We start from the raw sequence: 16,577 nt of genomic DNA, 5'->3' as shown, positions 1-16,577 counted from the left end.
TGCGCGGACACGTCACCCGGCCGCCGGGGCCAGATGACGGCAAGCGCCCGGTACGACAGGGACGTCCGTGCGACGCTGGCGGGGCCGGTGCCGTTCGGCGCGACGGCGGAGGGAGCACCCATGGCGGGAGTGCCGCAGGTCAACTTCGCGCTCGACACGTACGAGTGCATCGTGATCTATCCCGGCGCGGCCGGACGGGCGCTGCCCGCCGAGACCGTGCAGCGGTTGCAGGCCGAGCACGCCGAGCACATGCAGGCGCTCCAGCGAGGCGGCATCATCCTGGTCGCCGGTTCGGTGGACGGGCCGGCCCGCGAGCCGGAGCCACCGATCGGCTTCGGGCTGGCCCGCACCGGCAGCGTCGACGACGTCCGCAGCGTGTTGGAGGCCGACCCGGCGGTGCAGGCCGGGCTCTACCGGGTGGACGTGCTGACCTTCCTCTGCCCGGCCGGGTCGCTGGAGTTCCCCCTGGTCAAGACCGAGAGCTGAGCTGTCGGTCAATCGGCGGTTGTCGTGATGACGACGGCGCTCGGCGCTGTGTCGGTGTTACGGTCGCGCCCTGCGAGGGCCGCCACCGGGGCGTACCCGGAAGCGTGGGGGCGGCCCCGGTCGAGGAGTCGCAATGATCTCCGCCGCCACCCCCGATGTCGCGAGGGCCACCGCCCGGCTGCGTGCCCTGCTCGGCCACCGGCTGTACGAGCCGGGTGATCCCGCGTACGCCACCACCACCCGGCTCTGGAACGGCGCGGTGCACCGCACGCCCGCCCTGGTGGCCCACTGTCGGGACGCCGACGAGGTGGCCCACGCGGTCCGCATCGCCGCCCGCTGTCACCTGCCCCTGTCGGTCCGCTCCGGCGGGCACGACTGGGCCGGTCGGGCACTGCGCGACGGCGGCCTGGTGCTCGACCTGACCGGGCTGAACGCCGTCCGGATCGACCCGGACGCGGCCACGGTGACCGTCGGCGGTGGCGCCACGACGGCCGAGCTGCTCGCCGCCGCCCGCCCGTACGACCTGGTGGTGCCCACCGGCGTGGTCCGCGACGTGGGCGTGGCCGGGCTCGCCCTCGCCGGAGGGTACGGCCCGCTCTGCGGCCGGTTCGGTCTGACGCTCGACAATCTGCTCGGCGCGGAGGTGGTCCTCGCCGACGGCCGCCGGGTCACCGCCGATCCCCGGCACGACGCCGAGCTGTACTGGGCGCTGCGCGGCGGCGGCGGGAACGTCGGCGTGGTCACCGAGCTGCGCTTCCGCGCGCATCGCCTGCCCGGCGTGCTGGCCGGCATGATCATGTTCGCACTGGCCGAGGCGCCGGCCGTGCTGCGCGGCTACGGGGCGATCATCGCCGAGGCCCCGGACGAGCTGACCGTCATGACCGGCTTCCTGCCCGGCCCCGCCGGCGAGCCGATGATCTTCGTCTGCCCGTTCTACAGCGGGCCGGACCTGGACGCCGGGTTGCCGTGGATGGACCGGCTGCGCGACCTGGGCACCCCGCTCGTCGACCAGATCGCCCCGATGCCGTACGCGGACGCGCTGCGGATGTTCGACGGCGGCATGGTCGACGGCAACCACTACCTGTTGCGGACGCGCTGGCTGCCCGCTCGCACCGACGGTGTGGCCGACGTGCTCGTCGACGCGGCCCACCAGGTCAGCTCGCCGTTCTCGGCGCTGGCCGTGCACCACTTCCACGGCGCGGCCACCCGGGTCCGACTCGCCGACACGGCGTTCGGCCTGCGCGGCGAGCACCTGCTCACCGAGATCATCGCGGTCTGGGCGCCGGGCGAGCAGTCCGGGCCGCACCGCGAGTGGGCCGAGCGCACCTCGACGGCGCTCGCCCCGCACGCCCTGCCCGGTGGCTACCCCAACCTGCTCGCCCCCGAGGAGACCGACCGGGTCCGGCTCGCCTACGGCGCGAACTGGGCGCGGCTACGCCGGGCGAAACACCGCTACGACCCCCGTGACCTGCTGACCGCGGTGCCCACCCTGCCCCCGTCGGCGCACCCACGGTGAGCCTTCCTCGGGAGCACCCCGACAGCGCACCCCGACGGAGGCGTACGATTCCCGGCGCGCGGTCGCCGTTGCCCGTCGCCACAACGTTCCCGGTGCGGTTCCGCCCGCCGGCCCGACGCGCGCCGCGCGTCGTTGGACACCTGTTCCGCTGCCTGCAAGGGGTCGGCCACGAGTCCGACCTGAAGGAGAGACTAGCCTGATGGGCGTGACACGCCGCGTAAAGATCGTCTGCACTCTGGGTCCCGCCACCTCGTCCCCGGAGCGCATCCGGGGTCTTGTCGAGGCCGGCATGAACGTGGCGAGGCTCAACTTCAGCCACGGCAGCCACGCCGACCACGAGGCGGTCTATCGACTCGTCCGGGAGGCGTCCGAGGCGGCAGGTAAGCCGGTGGCCGTCCTCGCCGACCTGCAGGGCCCCAAGATCCGGCTCGGTAAGTTCGCCGACGGCCCGCACGAGTGGCGTACCGGCGACTCGGTCGTGATCACCGGCGATGACATCCTCGGCACCAAGGAGCGGGTCTCCTGCACCTACACCAAGCTGCCGCACGAGGTGAAGCCCGGTGACCGGCTGCTGATCGACGACGGCCGCGTCGCCGTCGAGGTCACCGACGTCACCGGCAACGACATCCGCTGCCTGGTCACCGAGGGCGGCCCGGTCTCCAACAACAAGGGCGTCTCGCTGCCCAACGTGGCGGTCAGCGTGCCCGCCATGTCGGAGAAGGACGCCGAGGACCTGCGCTTCTCCCTCGGCCTGGGCGTCGACCTGGTCGCGCTGTCCTTCGTCCGCTCGGCCGAGGACATCAAGCTCGTCCACAACATCATGGCCGAGGAGGGCGTCTACCGCCCGGTGCTGGCCAAGGTCGAGAAGCCGGAGGCGGTGGAGCACCTCGAGGCCATCGTGTCGGCCTTCGACGGCGTGATGGTCGCCCGCGGTGACCTCGGTGTCGAGATGCCGCTGGACCAGGTGCCCCTGGTGCAGAAGCGGGCCGTGCAACTGTGCCGGGAGAACGCCAAGCCGGTCATCGTGGCCACCCAGATGCTCGACTCCATGATCGAGAATTCCCGCCCCACCCGGGCGGAGGCCTCCGACGTCGCCAACGCGGTGCTCGACGGCGCGGACGCGGTCATGCTCTCCGGCGAGACAAGCGTCGGCAAGTACCCGGTGCTGACCGTCAGCACCATGGCCAAGATCGTGACGACCACCGAGTCCGGCTCGATCGGGGTGCCCCGGCTGCAGCACGACCCGCGTACCCACGGTGGCGCCCTCACCGTCGCCGCCTCGTCGATCGCGCGCGCCATCAACGCCAAGGCCCTGGTCGCCTTCTCGCAGACCGGTGACACCGTCCGACGGCTGTCCCGCCTGCACTGCGACCTGCCGCTGCTGGCGTTCACGCCGGTCCCCGAGGTGCGCGACCAGCTCGCCCTCACCTGGGGCGTGGAGACCTTCCTGATGCCGTTCGTGCAGCACACCGACGACATGTTCCGTCAGGTCGACCAGGCGCTGCTCGGCCTCGACCGGGCCAACCCCGGTGACTACGTGGTGATCGTGGCGGGCAGCCCGCCCGGCACCCCCGGCTCGACGAACACGCTGCGCGTACACCAGCTCGGCTCGCTCGTCGACGCCGCGTCGGCGCGGGCGCTGCAGTGAGCGACGGTCGGGTCGCGGTCGGCCAGGCGGCTGTCGACCAGCTGCTGGAAGTGCTGGACCTCGACCCGACCGGGGACATGGCCTTCCGGGGGATGAGCCCCCCGGTCGGCCCACAACGGGTGTACGGCGGCCAGGTCGCCGGTCAGGCCCTGGTCGCCGCCGGCCGCACCGTCGACCCGGAGCGGTTCGTGCACTCGCTGCACGGCTACTTCGTCCGCCCCGGCGACCCGGCCGAGCCGATCGCGTTCCAGGTGGAGAACATCCGCGACGGCAGGTCCTTCTCGGTCCGCCGCGCGGTCGCCCTCCAGCACGACAAGCCGATCTTCTTCATGTCGGCGTCGTTCCAGCGGGCCGAGGAGGGCCTGGACCACCAGGTCACGGCTCCCCTGGACGTGCCGCCGCCGCAGGACGTCCCGACGATGTCCGACCGGCTCTCCCGTTACCCGGAGCGGCTGGGCATGTGGGGTCAGATCCCGCGGCCGATGGACGTGCGGTACGTCGGCGAGCCCGGTTGGGTCCGTCCCGGCGACCGGCCGGCCGACCCGCACCAGCGCGTCTGGATGCGCATCGACGGCAAACTGCCGGACGATCCGCTGCTGCACGCCTGCGCGCTCACCTACGCCTCGGACCTCACCCTGCTGGACTCGGTGCTCTCCGCGCACGGCGAGGTGTGGGGGCCGGGCGGGTTGGTCGGCGCGAGCCTGGACCACGCGCTCTGGTTCCACCGGCCGTTCCGCGCCGACGAGTGGTTCCTCTACGACTGCCTGAGCCCGTCGGCGTCCGGCGCTCGTGGGCTGGCCACCGGCCGGATGTTCACCACGGACGGCCAGCAGATCGCCAGCGCCGTCCAGGAGGGCCTGCTGCGCCGCGTGGGCGCCTGACGCTGCGCTGGGCCTCGTGGGCGCCTGACGCTGCGCTGGGCCGCGTGGGCGCCTGACGCCTGCCTGCCTCCCCACCAGACCCCGGGCGGTGCCCACACCGCTCAGGCCTGGTGGATGGCCTCGCCGGCGATCTCGATCTGCACCGTCTTGCCGACCAGGACCCCGCCGCTCTCCAACAGGACATTCCAGAGCAGGCCATAGTCCTCGCGGTCGATCTCGGCCGTCGCGCTGAAGCCGAAGATGTTCTGCCCGTACGGATCACGACGAGCGCCGCCGAAATTCACCTCCAGGTCGACAGCCCTGGTGATTCCCTTCACGGTCAACTCACCGGTCAGCACGAATCGCCCGGGTACGCCCTCGGACTGCGGCGGAACAATCGGACTCCGGCCGCGCCCACCGAGCCGGTGGCTACGCAGGCGGGCCCATTGGAAGATGGGATCCTCCTGGCCCTGCCATTTGATGCCGGTGCTTCGATATTCGAGGGTGGGATAGCGCTCCACGTCGAGGAAGTCGGCACTCTTCAGATGCGTGTCCCGGTCGATGCTGCCGGTGGTGATACTCGGCGTGGAGATGGTCGCCGTCACCGAGGAGAGCAGCGGGTCCTCCGCCACGAAGATCTGTGCGGTGGCCTCGGCGAACTCGCCACGCACCGGGCTCACCATCATGTGCCGGGACAGGAAACCGATCCGCTTGTGCGCCTGATCGAGAAGATAGGTGCCAGCCACCGGGATGGTCATGCCATCCCAGGTGCGTGTGGCGATATCGGTCATCGTGTTGCCTTCCCCCCGATGTGTATCAATGTGCTGCCCGGCGCCGCCGCAACGGACTGCCGGTCACGCCCCCGCCCAGCATAGGGACGTCCCATACCGCCATTCCGGCCCCCACCTTACGGTGGATCATGACGCACATTTACTGGTCCTCGACGACGGCCGCAACCGGCACGAATTGCGCGGATCCCATCGATGCCTAATCCGATCGGCCGAGGGTGGCCCGCCCGGCCGGTTGACCGGGGGCTAACCTTGCCGACATGCGCCTCTCCGCCCGGGTCGACTATGCCCTCCGCGCGGCCGCCGAGCTTGCCGCGACGGCCAGTGGTCCTGGGCGCGGCCGGCCCGTCACGGCCGACCAGATCGCCCGTGCCCAGGAGATCCCGCCGAAGTTCCTGGAGAGCATCCTGTTGCAACTGCGTCGGGGCGGCATCGTGCACGCCCAGCGCGGCCCGGAGGGTGGCTACTGGTTGGCCCGCCCGGCCGAGGAGATCTCGCTCGCCGAGGTGATCCGGGTGATCGACGGGCCGCTCGCCCACGTCCGCGGGCAGCGCCCGGAGCAGCTCGGCTACCACGGCCCCGCCCGCGCGCTCCAGGAGGTCTGGATCGCCCTGCGGGCCAGCGAACGGGAGATCCTGGAACTGGTCAGCGTCGCCGACGTGGCCGCGGGCACCCTGCCCGCGCGGATCACCGAGCTGGTCGCCGACCCCCGCGCCTGGATCTGAGCGCCGGCCCAATCCCCAGCCCGGCGCTGTCCGCGTCATGCCGGTCGCGTCCGTCGCACGGCTCGCGCCCCGCACGTAGGCCGCGCGCTGTGCGTGCGGGCCGTGCCTGTGGCCGTAGGTCCTGAATGGAGGCCGCGCGCCCCCGTCGCGTCGCCGGTGGCGTCCCATCCACCGATCTGATGCTTGACCCCGGCCGTCCCGTGCCGCATTGTCGACCAAGTCGATAGGAGATGCCGAAAAGTCAGGGGGCGCTCGTGCGCAAGCTACTGGTCCTCGCTCTGGTCGGGCTCGTCGCGCAGCTGATCGACGGCTCGCTCGGCATGGCGTACGGGCTGACCTCGTCCACTCTGCTGCTGGTCGCCGGGGTCGCTCCGGCTGCCGCCTCGGCCTCGGTGCACCTGGCCGAGATCGGCACCACGCTGGCCGCCGGGGTGGCGCACTGGCGCTTCGGCAACGTCGACTGGCGGGTGGTCACCCGCATCGCCCTGCCCGGCGCCATCGGTGCCTTCGCCGGTGCCACCCTGCTCAGCTCGATCTCGACCGAGGCAGCCGCCCCGTGGATGGCCGGCATCCTCTTCACGCTCGGCGCGTACCTGCTGGTCCGCTTCGCCCGACCGCTGCGTACCGACCGGGTCGGCAGTCGGCTACGCGGACGTTTCCTCGGACCCCTGGGCCTGGTTGCCGGCTTCGTCGACGCGACCGGCGGCGGCGGGTGGGGCCCGGTGGCCACCCCGGCGCTGCTGGTCTCCGGCCGCCTGGAGCCCCGCAAGGTGATCGGCTCGGTGGACACCGCCGAGTTCGTCGTGGCCGGTGCGGCCAGTGTCGGCTTCCTGATCGGGTTGGGCTCCGAAGGATTCCTGCTCCCGACCGTCGCCGCGCTGCTGATCGGCGGGCTCATCGCCGCCCCGCTGGCCGCCTGGTTGGTGCGCATCGTGCCCGCCCAACTGCTCGGCGCGGCGGTCGGCGGCGTGATCGTGCTGACCAACGCCCGCACGCTGATCCGCTCCACCGGACTCGACGGCCCGGTCCGCCCCGTCACGTACGCCCTGTTGGCCGCCGGCTGGTTGGCCGCCCTGGTGCTGGCCGTGCGCGCCCTTCGCCGCACCCGCCGGGTCCGCGCCGAGGCTGCCGTAGCCGCCGCGACCGCTTCCCCCGCCGCGACCGCGCCCGCCGAGTCGCCCGCCGAGTCGCCCGTCGTTGCTTCCGCCGGCGCGGTCGAGGCCGATCTCGCCGCCACGGGTACGCCCACCCCACGCTGAACCCCGTCCCGCCCCGCCCCGCCCCCGCCGACGCTGAACCCGCCCCGCCCCGCGCGCCTGCAGCAACCAGGGCGGGGCAAGGCGGGGCAAGGCAAGGCAGCGCCGGTACGGAATCCAGCAACGGTCATCGATGTTGCGCGGCGGAAAGCGCTTGCCCTACGATGCGCGGTGAGTCGGATCCGCGAGTTCCAGGGCGTTCACCCCCGATCAGATCGCCGTCCGCCGCCGTAGCGGCGGGACGGGTCCACCGCGCGTCCCGGGCAGGGCCGGTGGGCCGCCGCGATCATCCGCGGATCCTCGGAGGCAGTCCATGCACCCGTCCAGACATCGGCTGATCCTGCTCGCTGGCACGACGGCGGCCGCCGTCGTGGCTGGCACCCTCGGCACGGTGGTCGCCTCGGCCGCCGCCGTCGGCTGCCGGGTCGACTATCAAGTAACCAACCAGTGGCAGGGCGGCTTCGGCGCCAACGTCACCGTCACCAACCTCGGCGACCCGGTCGACGGGTGGGCCCTCACCTGGTCGTACGCGGCCGGGCAACAGGTCACCCAGGCGTGGAACGCCGTCGTCACCCAGTCCGGTGCCCAGGTCACCGCCCGCAACGTCGACCACAACGCCGGCATCGCCACCAACGGCACCGCCGCGTTCGGCTTCAACGGTTCGTGGACCGGCAGCAATCCGGTGCCGACCAGCTTCGCGCTCAACGGCACCGCCTGCACCGGCACCCCGGCCACCGACGGGCCGACCACCCCGCCGCCGACCACGCCACCCCCGACCACCCCGCCGCCGACCACCCCACCACCCACGACACCGCCTCCGACGACCCCGCCACCCACCACTCCGCCGGCCGGGGCGAAGCAGATGGAAAACCTGGACCGGGGGTTGATCAGCGTCCGTTCCGGCAGCGGCAACCTGGTGTCCTGGCGGCTGCTCGGCACCGAGACCTCCGGGGTGGCGTTCCACCTCTACCGGGGCTCGACCCGGGTCAACGCCAGCCCGATCACGGGTGCTACCAGCTACCTCGACAGCGGCGCGGCGGCCGGCTCGGCGTACACCGTGCGGGCCGTGGTCGGCGGCGTCGAGCAGGCGGCGTCGGCGCCGGCCCTGCAGTTCGGCGCGGGCTACCTGGACGTGCCGTTGCAGGTCCCGGCCGGCGGCACCACGCCCAGCGGGGAGGCCTACACCTACAGCGCCAGCGACGCCTCCGTCGGTGACCTCAACGGTGACGGCACCTACGAGATCGTGCTCAAGTGGGACCCGTCGAACGCCAAGGACAACTCCCAGTCCGGCTACACCGGAAACGTCTACGTCGACGCGTACACACTGACCGGCACCCGGTTGTGGCGGATCGACCTGGGTCGCAACATCCGCGCCGGCGCCCACTACACCCAGTTCCAGGTGTACGACTACGACGGCGACGGCCGCGCCGAGGTGGCCATGAAGACCGCCGATGGCACCCGCTCCGGCACCGGCCAGCTCATCGGCTCGTCGTCGGCGGACTACCGCAACTCCAGCGGCTACGTGTTGTCCGGCCCGGAGTACCTGACCATGTTCAACGGGCAGACCGGCGCGATCGCCTCCACCGTCTCGTACGACCCGCCGCGCGGCACGGTGTCGTCCTGGGGCGACTCGTACGGCAACCGGGTGGACAGGTTCCTCGCCGGCACCGCGTACCTGGACGGGCAGCGCCCCTCGCTGATCATGGCCCGGGGTTACTACACCCGCGCGGTCATCGCCGCGTGGGACTTCCGCAACGGCACGCTGACCAAGCGCTGGACGTTCGACTCGAACGCCTCCGGCAACGGCGCCGCCGCCGGCCAGGGCAACCACCAGCTCTCCGTCGCCGACGTCGACGCCGACGGCCGCCAGGAGATCGTCTACGGCGCGGCCACCATCGACGACAACGGTCGGCTGCTCTACTCGACCGGGAACGGGCACGGCGACGCGATGCACGTCGGTGACCTCGACCCGGGTCGCGCCGGCCTGGAGGTGTTCAAGGTCGACGAGGACGCCAGCAAGCCCAGCTCCTGGTTCGCCGACGCGCGTACCGGTCAGATCCTCTGGTCCACACCGGCCTCCGGTGACAACGGCCGGGGGGTCTCCGCGGACATTTGGGCCGGCAGCCCCGGTGCGGAGTCGTGGTCGTCAGCGGTCGCCGGCCTGGCCAACACCAGAGGTCAGAACATCGGCCGCAAGCCGTCGTCGGCGAACTTCCTCGCCTGGTGGGACGGTGACCCGGTGCGGGAGCTGCTCGACGGCACGAAGATCGACAAGTACGGCACCGGTGGCGAGACCCGGCTGCTCACCGGCAGCTCGGTGGCGTCCAACAACGGCACCAAGTCGACCCCGGCGCTCTCCGGCGACATCCTGGGCGACTGGCGGGAGGAGGTGATCTGGCGAACCACCGACAGTCGGGCCCTGCGCATCTACAGCACGCCCACGCCGACAAGCACCCGGATCCACACCCTGATGCACGACCCGCAGTATCGGGTGGCGATCGCGTGGCAGAACACCGCCTACAACCAGCCGCCACATCCGGGGTTCTTCATCGGCGACCAGATGGCCAGCCCACCCACCCCGAACATCTACCTACGTTGATCTGGCCCCTGGCGGTCCCGAGCGGGGTCGCCTAGGGTGGCAGGCACCGGGCCGCAGCCGCGGAATCCGCTCAGCTCCGGCCCGGTGCGCCACACCGCGGCATTCCCGACCCGTCCCGACCGGGAATGCCGTACCACCACCGGAACCAACATTAGGCAGCGTCGGGGTCGCCAGGGTGACGCTGACGTGAAGATCGTGTTTCATGCGTCCCGGTGCAGACCGCCCGCCACCTGCTCGGCGATCAACTCGTACGACCGCACCCGGTCGGCGACGTCGTACACGAGCGTGGTCAGCATCAGCTCGTCCGCGCCGGTGCGTTCCACCAGTTCGGTGAGCTGCCGGCGCACCGTCTCCGGCGAGCCCATCGCCTGACCGTCGCGGCGCTGAAGGACGAACTCCCGCTCGATCTCGGAGTACGGGTACGCCGCCGCCTCGTCGGGTGTCGACAGCGGCTCCGGCCGGCCGGAGCGCAGCTTCAGAAACGACAGCGCGCTCGGCCCCGCCAGCCACTCGGCCCGCTCGTCGGTCTCCGCGCACACCGCGTTGACCGCCACCATCGCGTACGGCTTGTCCAACCACTGCGACGGCCGGAAGTTCTGCCGGTACAGGGCCAGCGCCGGCAGGGTGTTGGCCGAACTGAAGTGGTGCGCGAACGAGAACGGCAGACCCAGCAGGCCGGCGAGTTGGGCGCTGAAACCGCTGGAGCCCAGCAGCCACACGGCCGGCTGCTCACCGCGACCCGGCGTGGCGATGATCTGCCCCGGCTTCGCCCCGCTGAAGTAGTTCATCAGGTCGGCCAGCTCGCGCGGGAAACCCTCCGCGGACAGGCCCTCCATGGTGCGCCGCAACGCCAGCGCGGTCACCTGGTCGGTGCCCGGGGCCCGCCCGATGCCCAGGTCGATCCGACCGGGGTGCAGGGCCTCCAGGGTGCCGAACTGCTCGGCCACCACGAGCGGCGCGTGGTTGGGCAGCATCACCCCACCCGACCCGAGGCGGATCGTCGACGTGTTCGCCGCGAGGTGCGCCAGCAGCACCGCGGGGGCGGAGCTGGCGATCGCCGGCATGTTGTGGTGCTCGGCCACCCAGAACCGGTGGTAGCCCAACTCCTCGGTGCGGCGGGCCAACTCGGTGGTGGCCTCCAGGGCCGCGCCAGCGGTGGTGCCCTTGGCGACCGGGGCAAGATCAAGAACAGACAACGGTACGGTGATCACACGGTCAGCCAACCCGCCACCGATCGGATTTGTTCCAGCATGCGGGTTTTCGTCGGCCACCTCACCCGCCGCTCAGCCCATCCCGCGCGCCTGTTCGAAGATCAGGCTGGTCTGCGTGTGCTGCACCACCGGATCCACCGCCAGGTGGTCCAGCACGAAGTCCCGCAACGCATCGCCGGACGCCGCCCGCACGTGCAGCACGTAGTCCTCCGCGCCGGCCACGTGGAACACCGACACCACCCCCGGCAGCCGCACCGACCGGGCCCGGAAGGCATCCACCGCCGCCCGCTCGTGCGCGGTCAGCCGCACCGACACCAGTGCCTGCAACGGCAGGCCGAGCGCGGCCGGGTCCACCTCGGCGTGGAAACCGCGGATCGCGCCCCGCTCCCGCAGCGCCCGGGTACGCGTCAGGCACGTCGACGGCGCCACCCCCACCCGCTCGGCGAGGGCGTTGTTCGGCAGGCGGCCGTCGGCGGCCAACTCGCTCAGGATGGCGCGGTCCACCTCGTCGAGGGCCGGATACGGCCGCACATCGTTCGGCTCAGGAGACATCCGACCATCCTCGCCCGAATCCTTTGCTGAAACCACTCCCCCCGACAGAATCATCTGCCGACCCATTGCTTCCCAGGCGGAAGATGTTCGACGCTACCCGGCATGACAACGATGGACACCCGGGCCGTACACGCCGGTCGCGACGACCTCCGCACCCTCGGCGTGCACGTACCGCCCATCGACCTGTCCACCACCAACCCCCTGCCCTCGGTCGACGACGGCGGCGCCGCGTACGAACAACTCGCCACCGGCGGCACCCTCCCGAGCGAGGGCGGCGCCGTCTACCAACGGCTCTGGAACCCCACCGTCGCCCGCTTCGAAAGCGCCCTCGCCGAGCTGGAAGGCACCGCACAGGCCGTCGCCTTCGCCAGCGGCATGGCCGCCCTCACCGCCACCCTGCTCGCCGCCGCCCGCGACGACCGCCGGCACGTCGTCGCCGTCCGACCCCTCTACGGCGGCACGGACCACGTCCTCGCCACCGGCCTGCTCGGCACCACCGTCACCTGGGCCCGCCCCGACGAGGTCGCCGCCGCCATCCGCCCCGACACCGCGCTCGTCATCGCCGAGACGCCCGCCAACCCCACCCTCGACCTGGTCGACATCGCCGCCCTCGCCGCCGCGGCCGGCGACGTTCCGCTGCTCGTCGACAACACCGTCGCCACCCCCGTCCTGCAACAACCCGCCCGGCACGGCGCCACCCTCGTCCTGCACAGCGCCACCAAGAGCATCGGTGGGCACGGCGACGTCCTCGCCGGCGTCGTCGCCTGCGACGACACCTGGGCCGTGCGACTACGCCAGGTCCGCGCGGTCACCGGCGCGATCCTGCACCCACTAGGCGGCTACCTGCTGCACCGCGGCCTACAGACCCTGCCGCTGCGCGTGCGCGCCCAGCAGGCCACCGCCGAGAAGCTCGCCGGCTGGCTCGCCGGCCGCCCCGCCGTACACCGGGTGCACCACCCCTCGGCGCACGACCCGGCGGCGCTGGTCGGGCGTCAGATGTCCGGACCCGGCAGCCTGCTCGCCTTCGAGGTACGCGGCGGCGCACCCGCCGCGGCCGCCGTCGCCGGCGCCTGCCAGCTCATCACGCACGCGGTGTCCCTCGGCGGCGTGGACACCCTCATCCAGCACCCCGCCTCGCTCACCCACCGCCCCGTCGACGGCGACGCCAAACCCGCCGCCGGTCTCCTGCGCCTCTCGGTCGGCCTGGAAGACCCCGAGGACCTGCGCGCCGACCTCGCCCAGGCCCTCGCCACGATCGCCTGACCGGCGGCCGGTCACCGCAGTTCGCGGTTGCCCAACACCCGGGTCGGCGAGCCCTGCCGGGCCACCCGCAGCATCGCGCGACCGATCCCGTCGGTGGTGGTGACCTGGTTCGGCAGCAACCGCCGCAGCACCGGAACGAGTGGGCGCGTGACCGCGTACGCCAACCGGTACCACCGGGTCTTCGACACCGCCCCGTACGTCGGCTGGATGAAACCCGGTCGCGCCGCGTAGCCGTTGGGCAGCAGCTCGATGATCGCGTTCTCGGCGCGACCCTTGACCCGCGCCCACATCACCCGGCCCCGACCCGACGAATCGGTCCCCTGACCCGAGACGTAGACGAACGTGACCTGCGGGCTCACCTCGGCCAACAGCCGCGCCGCCGCGAGCGGGTAGTCGTAGCTGACCTTCGTGTACGCCGCCTCGTCGAGGCCCAGCGAGGAGACCCCCAGGCAGTAGAAACAGGCGTCCACGCCGGTCAGCTCGCCGCGCACCTGGTCCAACTCGCCCACGTCCGCGACCGTCAGCTCCCGCAGCTTCGGATCCTGCCGGCCGGTCGGCCGCCGGCCGACGGTCACCACCTCCCGCACGTCCTCGGCGAGCAGGCACTCCCGCAACACGCCCTGGCCGACCATGCCTGTCGCACCGAAGATGACCACCCGCATCAGTTCCCACCCCTGTCGTCGACCCGGTAACCGGCCATCCGCCCGCGCGTCGATCAGGCTCCCACGATCGGCACGACCCACGCGAGGCGGCGGCTCAGGTCTTCGGGCCGACGTGCCGGTCCAGCGTGGCGACCGCAGCCCGCCGCGCCACCGAGAGCGAGTTGCGCCGGTTCATCCGCCAGGCGATGCCCAGCAGGTCGAGCGCCCACTGGCACAGCGCCATGATCTCGGCCGACTCGTTGACGAACATGTAGCGCGGATAGACGTACGCCCTGCCGCGCACGGTCACCCGGTTGGCGAACCGGCAGCCGTCGGAGTGGAACAGCCCACGCAGGAAATCGCCCGGGTGTCGTTCGAGGATTGGTCGCTGCCAGTCGGTCAGGACGATGGGGCGCTCGTGCTTCTTGCCGGGGCCGTGCTGCGGGAGCAGGCACGGCCAGTGCGCACCGCTGCTCTCGATCGAGATGCAGCCCTGCTTGGGGATCCTCTGCACACGCGCGGCGAGCACGGCGAGCATGGCGGCCTCGCACGCGTCGGTGAGATTCGGATAGATGGCCGTGCAAGCGATTCGGAGCACCGGGACCTTCGGTGACATGGCCAGATGACCGTCGCCCAGGTAGAGACCGAGCAGGTAGGCATAGGCGGCGGGCTCCGTCGGATTCTCGACATCCGGCCGGCATCGGAAGCACCGTAGCTCCGTGCCGCGCTTCACCGGTTCGGGCCGATCGACGCACCAGTGCCAGACCGTGGCGTACGGCAGGGAGAGGGTGCGGGCTACTGCGTGGATGGTGTCTCCGCGAGCGCGGAGAGCGCGGGCCTGCGCCCGCATCTGCGGTGGATGCACACCCGCATCATCGAACAGGTGTATGACAGAGTGCCGGGAGCGGGATTCGAACCCGCAAGCCCTTTCGGGCAGAAGTGTTTGAGACTTCCGTGTATGCCGTTCCACCATCCCGGCGGGTGGCGCTTACTGTACCCGACTACTCTCATGCGGGAGCATGGGTGGTAGCCGTGCAGTGATCGATGGTGGGAGTGGCTGGTGGCTGAGATGCCGACGGATGCCGAGCGCAGGCGCGTGTTGATCGCCGAGGATGAGGCGCTGATCCGGCTGGACCTCGCCGAGATGCTTGTCGAAGAGGGTTACGAGGTGGTGGGGGAGGCCGGTGACGGCGAGACAGCCGTCCGCCTCGCCGAGGAGCTGAAGCCCGATCTGGTCATCCTCGACATCAAGATGCCGATCATGGACGGGCTGGCCGCCGCCGAGCGGATCGCCGGCGCCCGGATCGCTCCGGTGATCATCCTGACCGCGTTCAGCCAGCGTGACCTGGTGGAGCGGGCGCGGGCGGCGGGCGCGATGGCGTACCTCGTGAAGCCCTTCCAGAAGAGCGACCTGGTCCCGGCGGTGGAGATCGCACTGTCGCGCTACTCCGAGGTCGCGGCCCTGGAGGCGGAGGTCGCGAGCCTGACCGACCGCCTGGAGATCCGCAAGGCGGTGGAGCGCGCCAAGGGCGCGTTGATGACCACGTACGGGATGACCGAGCCGCAGGCGTTCAAGTGGATCCAGCGCACGGCGATGGACCACCGGATGACCATGAAAGAGGTCGCCGAGCGGATCCTCGCGGAGACCGCCGGCGGCGAGGTGTCGCAGCAGCCGACTGTCTGAGTCCCCGACCCGCGCGAACCGGCCGCGCCGGGCCACCGCGCGCGGTCCCCGGTGGCTAGCATCGGCCGATGTCCGTCCGACGGGTGATCGCGGTGTCCGGCCTCTTCGCGCTGCTGCTCGCCGGGTGCGACGGGCCGAGGGCGCCGAGCGACGCCGAGTCGACGCCGGCCGCCGCGCCGGCGCTGCGGCCGGATTGGCAACCCCTGGCGCTGCCGGCGCCGCCCGGTGGCGCGGGCCGTCTTCTCATCCGCGACGCGACGGCGTGCGCGGGTCGCTGGTTCGTGGTCGGTGGCGTGCTCGACGCCCAGGGTGGCACCCGACCGGCGGCCTGGACCAGTGTGGACGGTACGACCTGGACGGTGCAGCCGGTGCGGCCGGATTCCTTCTACGGTCGGCAGAACGTGTTCCTGTCGGTGGCCTGCCGGGACGGGAAGGCGGCGCTGATCGGGGCCAAGGTCGGCGGCGCGCACGGCTATCCGCGGGTGAGCACGTGGCGGCAGGTGGCCGATGGCGCGCTCGTCGAGGTGCAGGCGTCGTTCGAGACGTACGGCGGGCCGAAGGCGGTGAACGTCTCCCGACTGACGGCCGGTGCGGCGGGTTGGTTGATCGTCGGTAACCGTTCGGCGGGTGCGGCCTCCTGGGTGTCGTCGGCGGACGCGGCGGAGTTCGCGTTGGTCGAGGGCGCGCCGGAGCTGGCCAGTGACGCGGTGGGGGTGACCTGGGCGTTCGACGCGGTGGCGACGTCTGCGGGTTGGCTGGCGGTGGGGGGAATGCTGCCGGCCGGTCGGATCGACCGTGACCCGGCGGTGTGGTCGTCGCCGGACGGGCGCTCGTGGCGGCGCACGGTGTTGCCGGGCGGGTCGGAGTACGAGGAGTTGCAGCGGGTGACGCTCGTCGGCGGGGTGCCGGTGGCGGTCGGGCTGCGTGGGGGGACGTTCGGCGCGTGGCGGCAGGAGGCCGGTGGCTGGGTGGCCGGTGGGACGTTCGGGCGGTGGGCCGGGGCCGGGGTGCAGGCGGTGGCGTCGCTGGTGTCGTCGGGGGATCGGCTGTTCGCCGCGGTGACCGACGGGGCGCGGCACTCGGTGTGGGTGTCGACGGATCGGGGTGGGTCGTGGCGGGAGGTCACGATGCCGCTCGACGTGCCGGCGGGCGTCGATCGGGACGTGACGCTGGTGGCGGTGGGTGACCGGTGGTGGTTGGCGGCGGATGACGGCACGCGAGCCGGGTTGTGGTGGGCCGCCGGCCCGGGAGTCTGAAAGCCGACGGTGCCCCGAGGCGCCACCCCCGGCTGCCGGAGATGGCGCTGCTTTCGCTGTTCACCGGGGGTTTTTTCGGCGGGTAGGGGTCC

Annotated in this window: 15 protein-coding genes and 1 tRNA gene; 10 read left to right on the top strand and 6 right to left on the bottom strand. The window is 72.0% G+C overall.

All coding sequences use genetic code 11. The features are described 5' to 3' along the window. The first annotated feature begins 120 nt into the window (after positions 1 to 120). The 4 genes from ACPXBU_RS32090 to ACPXBU_RS32075 all read left to right on the top strand — a co-directional run bounded on the left by ACPXBU_RS32090 (position 121) and on the right by ACPXBU_RS32075 (position 4,531). Positions 121 to 486: a YciI family protein gene (locus ACPXBU_RS32090; protein WP_425761059.1), complete on the top strand. Its 366-nt coding sequence runs from the start codon at positions 121 to 123 to the stop codon at positions 484 to 486. Between the two features lie 133 nt (positions 487 to 619). Continuing rightward, positions 620 to 2,002 carry an FAD-binding oxidoreductase gene (locus ACPXBU_RS32085; RefSeq protein WP_425761058.1) on the top strand — a complete coding sequence of 461 codons (1,383 nt, stop codon included), beginning with the start codon at positions 620 to 622 and terminating at the stop codon, positions 2,000 to 2,002. A gap of 199 nt (positions 2,003 to 2,201) precedes the next feature. After that, positions 2,202 to 3,650 carry a pyruvate kinase gene (gene pyk / locus ACPXBU_RS32080; protein WP_425761057.1) on the top strand — a complete coding sequence of 483 codons (1,449 nt, stop codon included), beginning with the start codon at positions 2,202 to 2,204 and terminating at the stop codon, positions 3,648 to 3,650. Further along, positions 3,647 to 4,531, top strand: a complete 885-nt coding sequence (locus ACPXBU_RS32075; RefSeq protein WP_393363162.1) for an acyl-CoA thioesterase — start codon at positions 3,647 to 3,649, stop codon at positions 4,529 to 4,531. The genes pyk and ACPXBU_RS32075 overlap by 4 nt, the downstream gene beginning before the upstream one ends. Positions 4,532 to 4,632: 101 nt before the next feature. Here the strand turns inward: ACPXBU_RS32075 and ACPXBU_RS32070 are convergent, their stop codons facing one another. Continuing rightward, complete coding sequence (locus tag ACPXBU_RS32070) at positions 4,633 to 5,301, bottom strand: YceI family protein (protein WP_393363159.1); 669 nt, start codon at positions 5,299 to 5,301, stop codon at positions 4,633 to 4,635. Between the two features lie 257 nt (positions 5,302 to 5,558). On the opposite strand from ACPXBU_RS32070, the gene ACPXBU_RS32065 reads away from it, so the two are divergent. The 3 genes from ACPXBU_RS32065 to ACPXBU_RS32055 all read left to right on the top strand — a co-directional run bounded on the left by ACPXBU_RS32065 (position 5,559) and on the right by ACPXBU_RS32055 (position 9,878). Continuing rightward, the gene (locus ACPXBU_RS32065; protein ID WP_357410768.1) at positions 5,559 to 6,023 is read left to right on the top strand and encodes an RrF2 family transcriptional regulator; all 465 of its coding nucleotides are present in this window, start codon (positions 5,559 to 5,561) and stop codon (positions 6,021 to 6,023) included. 254 nt (positions 6,024 to 6,277) lie between these two features. After that, positions 6,278 to 7,282 (top strand): sulfite exporter TauE/SafE family protein, encoded by a 1,005-nt coding sequence (locus ACPXBU_RS32060; RefSeq protein WP_425761056.1) that lies wholly within the window; start codon positions 6,278 to 6,280, stop codon positions 7,280 to 7,282. A 310-nt stretch (positions 7,283 to 7,592) separates the two neighbouring features. Further along, positions 7,593 to 9,878, top strand: a complete 2,286-nt coding sequence (locus ACPXBU_RS32055; RefSeq protein WP_425761055.1) for a cellulose binding domain-containing protein — start codon at positions 7,593 to 7,595, stop codon at positions 9,876 to 9,878. A gap of 200 nt (positions 9,879 to 10,078) precedes the next feature. Here ACPXBU_RS32055 and ACPXBU_RS32050 read toward each other — a convergent pair whose 3' ends face one another. Both ACPXBU_RS32050 and ACPXBU_RS32045 read right to left on the bottom strand, forming a co-directional pair. Beyond that, positions 10,079 to 11,101, bottom strand: a complete 1,023-nt coding sequence (locus ACPXBU_RS32050) for an LLM class flavin-dependent oxidoreductase (RefSeq protein WP_425761054.1) — start codon at positions 11,099 to 11,101, stop codon at positions 10,079 to 10,081. Between the two features lie 60 nt (positions 11,102 to 11,161). Continuing rightward, positions 11,162 to 11,641 (bottom strand): Lrp/AsnC family transcriptional regulator, encoded by a 480-nt coding sequence (locus ACPXBU_RS32045; RefSeq protein ID WP_393363145.1) that lies wholly within the window; start codon positions 11,639 to 11,641, stop codon positions 11,162 to 11,164. 102 nt (positions 11,642 to 11,743) lie between these two features. On the opposite strand from ACPXBU_RS32045, the gene ACPXBU_RS32040 reads away from it, so the two are divergent. Further along, entirely contained in the window at positions 11,744 to 12,904 is a 1,161-nt protein-coding gene (locus ACPXBU_RS32040) for a trans-sulfuration enzyme family protein (protein WP_425761053.1), read from the top strand. Positions 12,905 to 12,915: 11 nt separating this feature from the next. On the opposite strand, the gene ACPXBU_RS32035 is transcribed toward ACPXBU_RS32040, so the two are convergent. From ACPXBU_RS32035 to ACPXBU_RS32025, 3 genes are all read right to left on the bottom strand, one after another. Next, the gene (locus ACPXBU_RS32035; protein ID WP_425761052.1) at positions 12,916 to 13,566 is read right to left on the bottom strand and encodes an NAD-dependent epimerase/dehydratase family protein; all 651 of its coding nucleotides are present in this window, start codon (positions 13,564 to 13,566) and stop codon (positions 12,916 to 12,918) included. A gap of 94 nt (positions 13,567 to 13,660) precedes the next feature. Next, positions 13,661 to 14,410, bottom strand: coding sequence for a transcriptional regulator (locus ACPXBU_RS32030; RefSeq protein ID WP_425761051.1), 750 nt, complete (start codon positions 14,408 to 14,410; stop codon positions 13,661 to 13,663). 31 nt (positions 14,411 to 14,441) lie between these two features. After that, positions 14,442 to 14,524: transfer RNA gene (locus ACPXBU_RS32025), tRNA-Leu, on the bottom strand. An 81-nt stretch (positions 14,525 to 14,605) separates the two neighbouring features. On the opposite strand from ACPXBU_RS32025, the gene ACPXBU_RS32020 reads away from it, so the two are divergent. Then, entirely contained in the window at positions 14,606 to 15,229 is a 624-nt protein-coding gene (locus ACPXBU_RS32020; protein ID WP_088991522.1) for an ANTAR domain-containing response regulator, read from the top strand. A 68-nt stretch (positions 15,230 to 15,297) separates the two neighbouring features. Next, positions 15,298 to 16,485, top strand: coding sequence for a hypothetical protein (locus tag ACPXBU_RS32015; RefSeq protein ID WP_425761050.1), 1,188 nt, complete (start codon positions 15,298 to 15,300; stop codon positions 16,483 to 16,485). The last annotated feature ends 92 nt before the right edge of the window (positions 16,486 to 16,577 follow it).

The sequence above is a fragment of the Micromonospora sp. DT231 genome, from assembly GCF_049847025.1.
Taxonomy (GTDB): Bacteria; Actinomycetota; Actinomycetes; order Mycobacteriales; family Micromonosporaceae; genus Micromonospora.
Note: the sequence above shows the minus strand (reverse complement) of the source record. Positions and strands in the feature narration are given on the sequence as shown.

What these genes read in the sequence shown, in the direction of transcription:
- ACPXBU_RS32040 (WP_425761053.1), top strand. Translation starts at nt 11,744, where the DNA reads ATGACAACGATGGACACCCGGGCCGTACACGCCGGTCGCGACGACCTC.
- ACPXBU_RS32035 (WP_425761052.1), bottom strand. Translation starts at nt 13,566, where the DNA reads ATGCGGGTGGTCATCTTCGGTGCGACAGGCATGGTCGGCCAGGGCGTG.
- ACPXBU_RS32045 (WP_393363145.1), bottom strand. Translation starts at nt 11,641, where the DNA reads ATGTCTCCTGAGCCGAACGATGTGCGGCCGTATCCGGCCCTCGACGAG.
- ACPXBU_RS32085 (WP_425761058.1), top strand. Translation starts at nt 620, where the DNA reads ATGATCTCCGCCGCCACCCCCGATGTCGCGAGGGCCACCGCCCGGCTG.
- ACPXBU_RS32015 (WP_425761050.1), top strand. Translation starts at nt 15,298, where the DNA reads ATGTCCGTCCGACGGGTGATCGCGGTGTCCGGCCTCTTCGCGCTGCTG.
- ACPXBU_RS32090 (WP_425761059.1), top strand. Translation starts at nt 121, where the DNA reads ATGGCGGGAGTGCCGCAGGTCAACTTCGCGCTCGACACGTACGAGTGC.
- ACPXBU_RS32065 (WP_357410768.1), top strand. Translation starts at nt 5,559, where the DNA reads ATGCGCCTCTCCGCCCGGGTCGACTATGCCCTCCGCGCGGCCGCCGAG.
- pyk (WP_425761057.1), top strand. Translation starts at nt 2,202, where the DNA reads ATGGGCGTGACACGCCGCGTAAAGATCGTCTGCACTCTGGGTCCCGCC.
- ACPXBU_RS32055 (WP_425761055.1), top strand. Translation starts at nt 7,593, where the DNA reads ATGCACCCGTCCAGACATCGGCTGATCCTGCTCGCTGGCACGACGGCG.
- ACPXBU_RS32070 (WP_393363159.1), bottom strand. Translation starts at nt 5,301, where the DNA reads ATGACCGATATCGCCACACGCACCTGGGATGGCATGACCATCCCGGTG.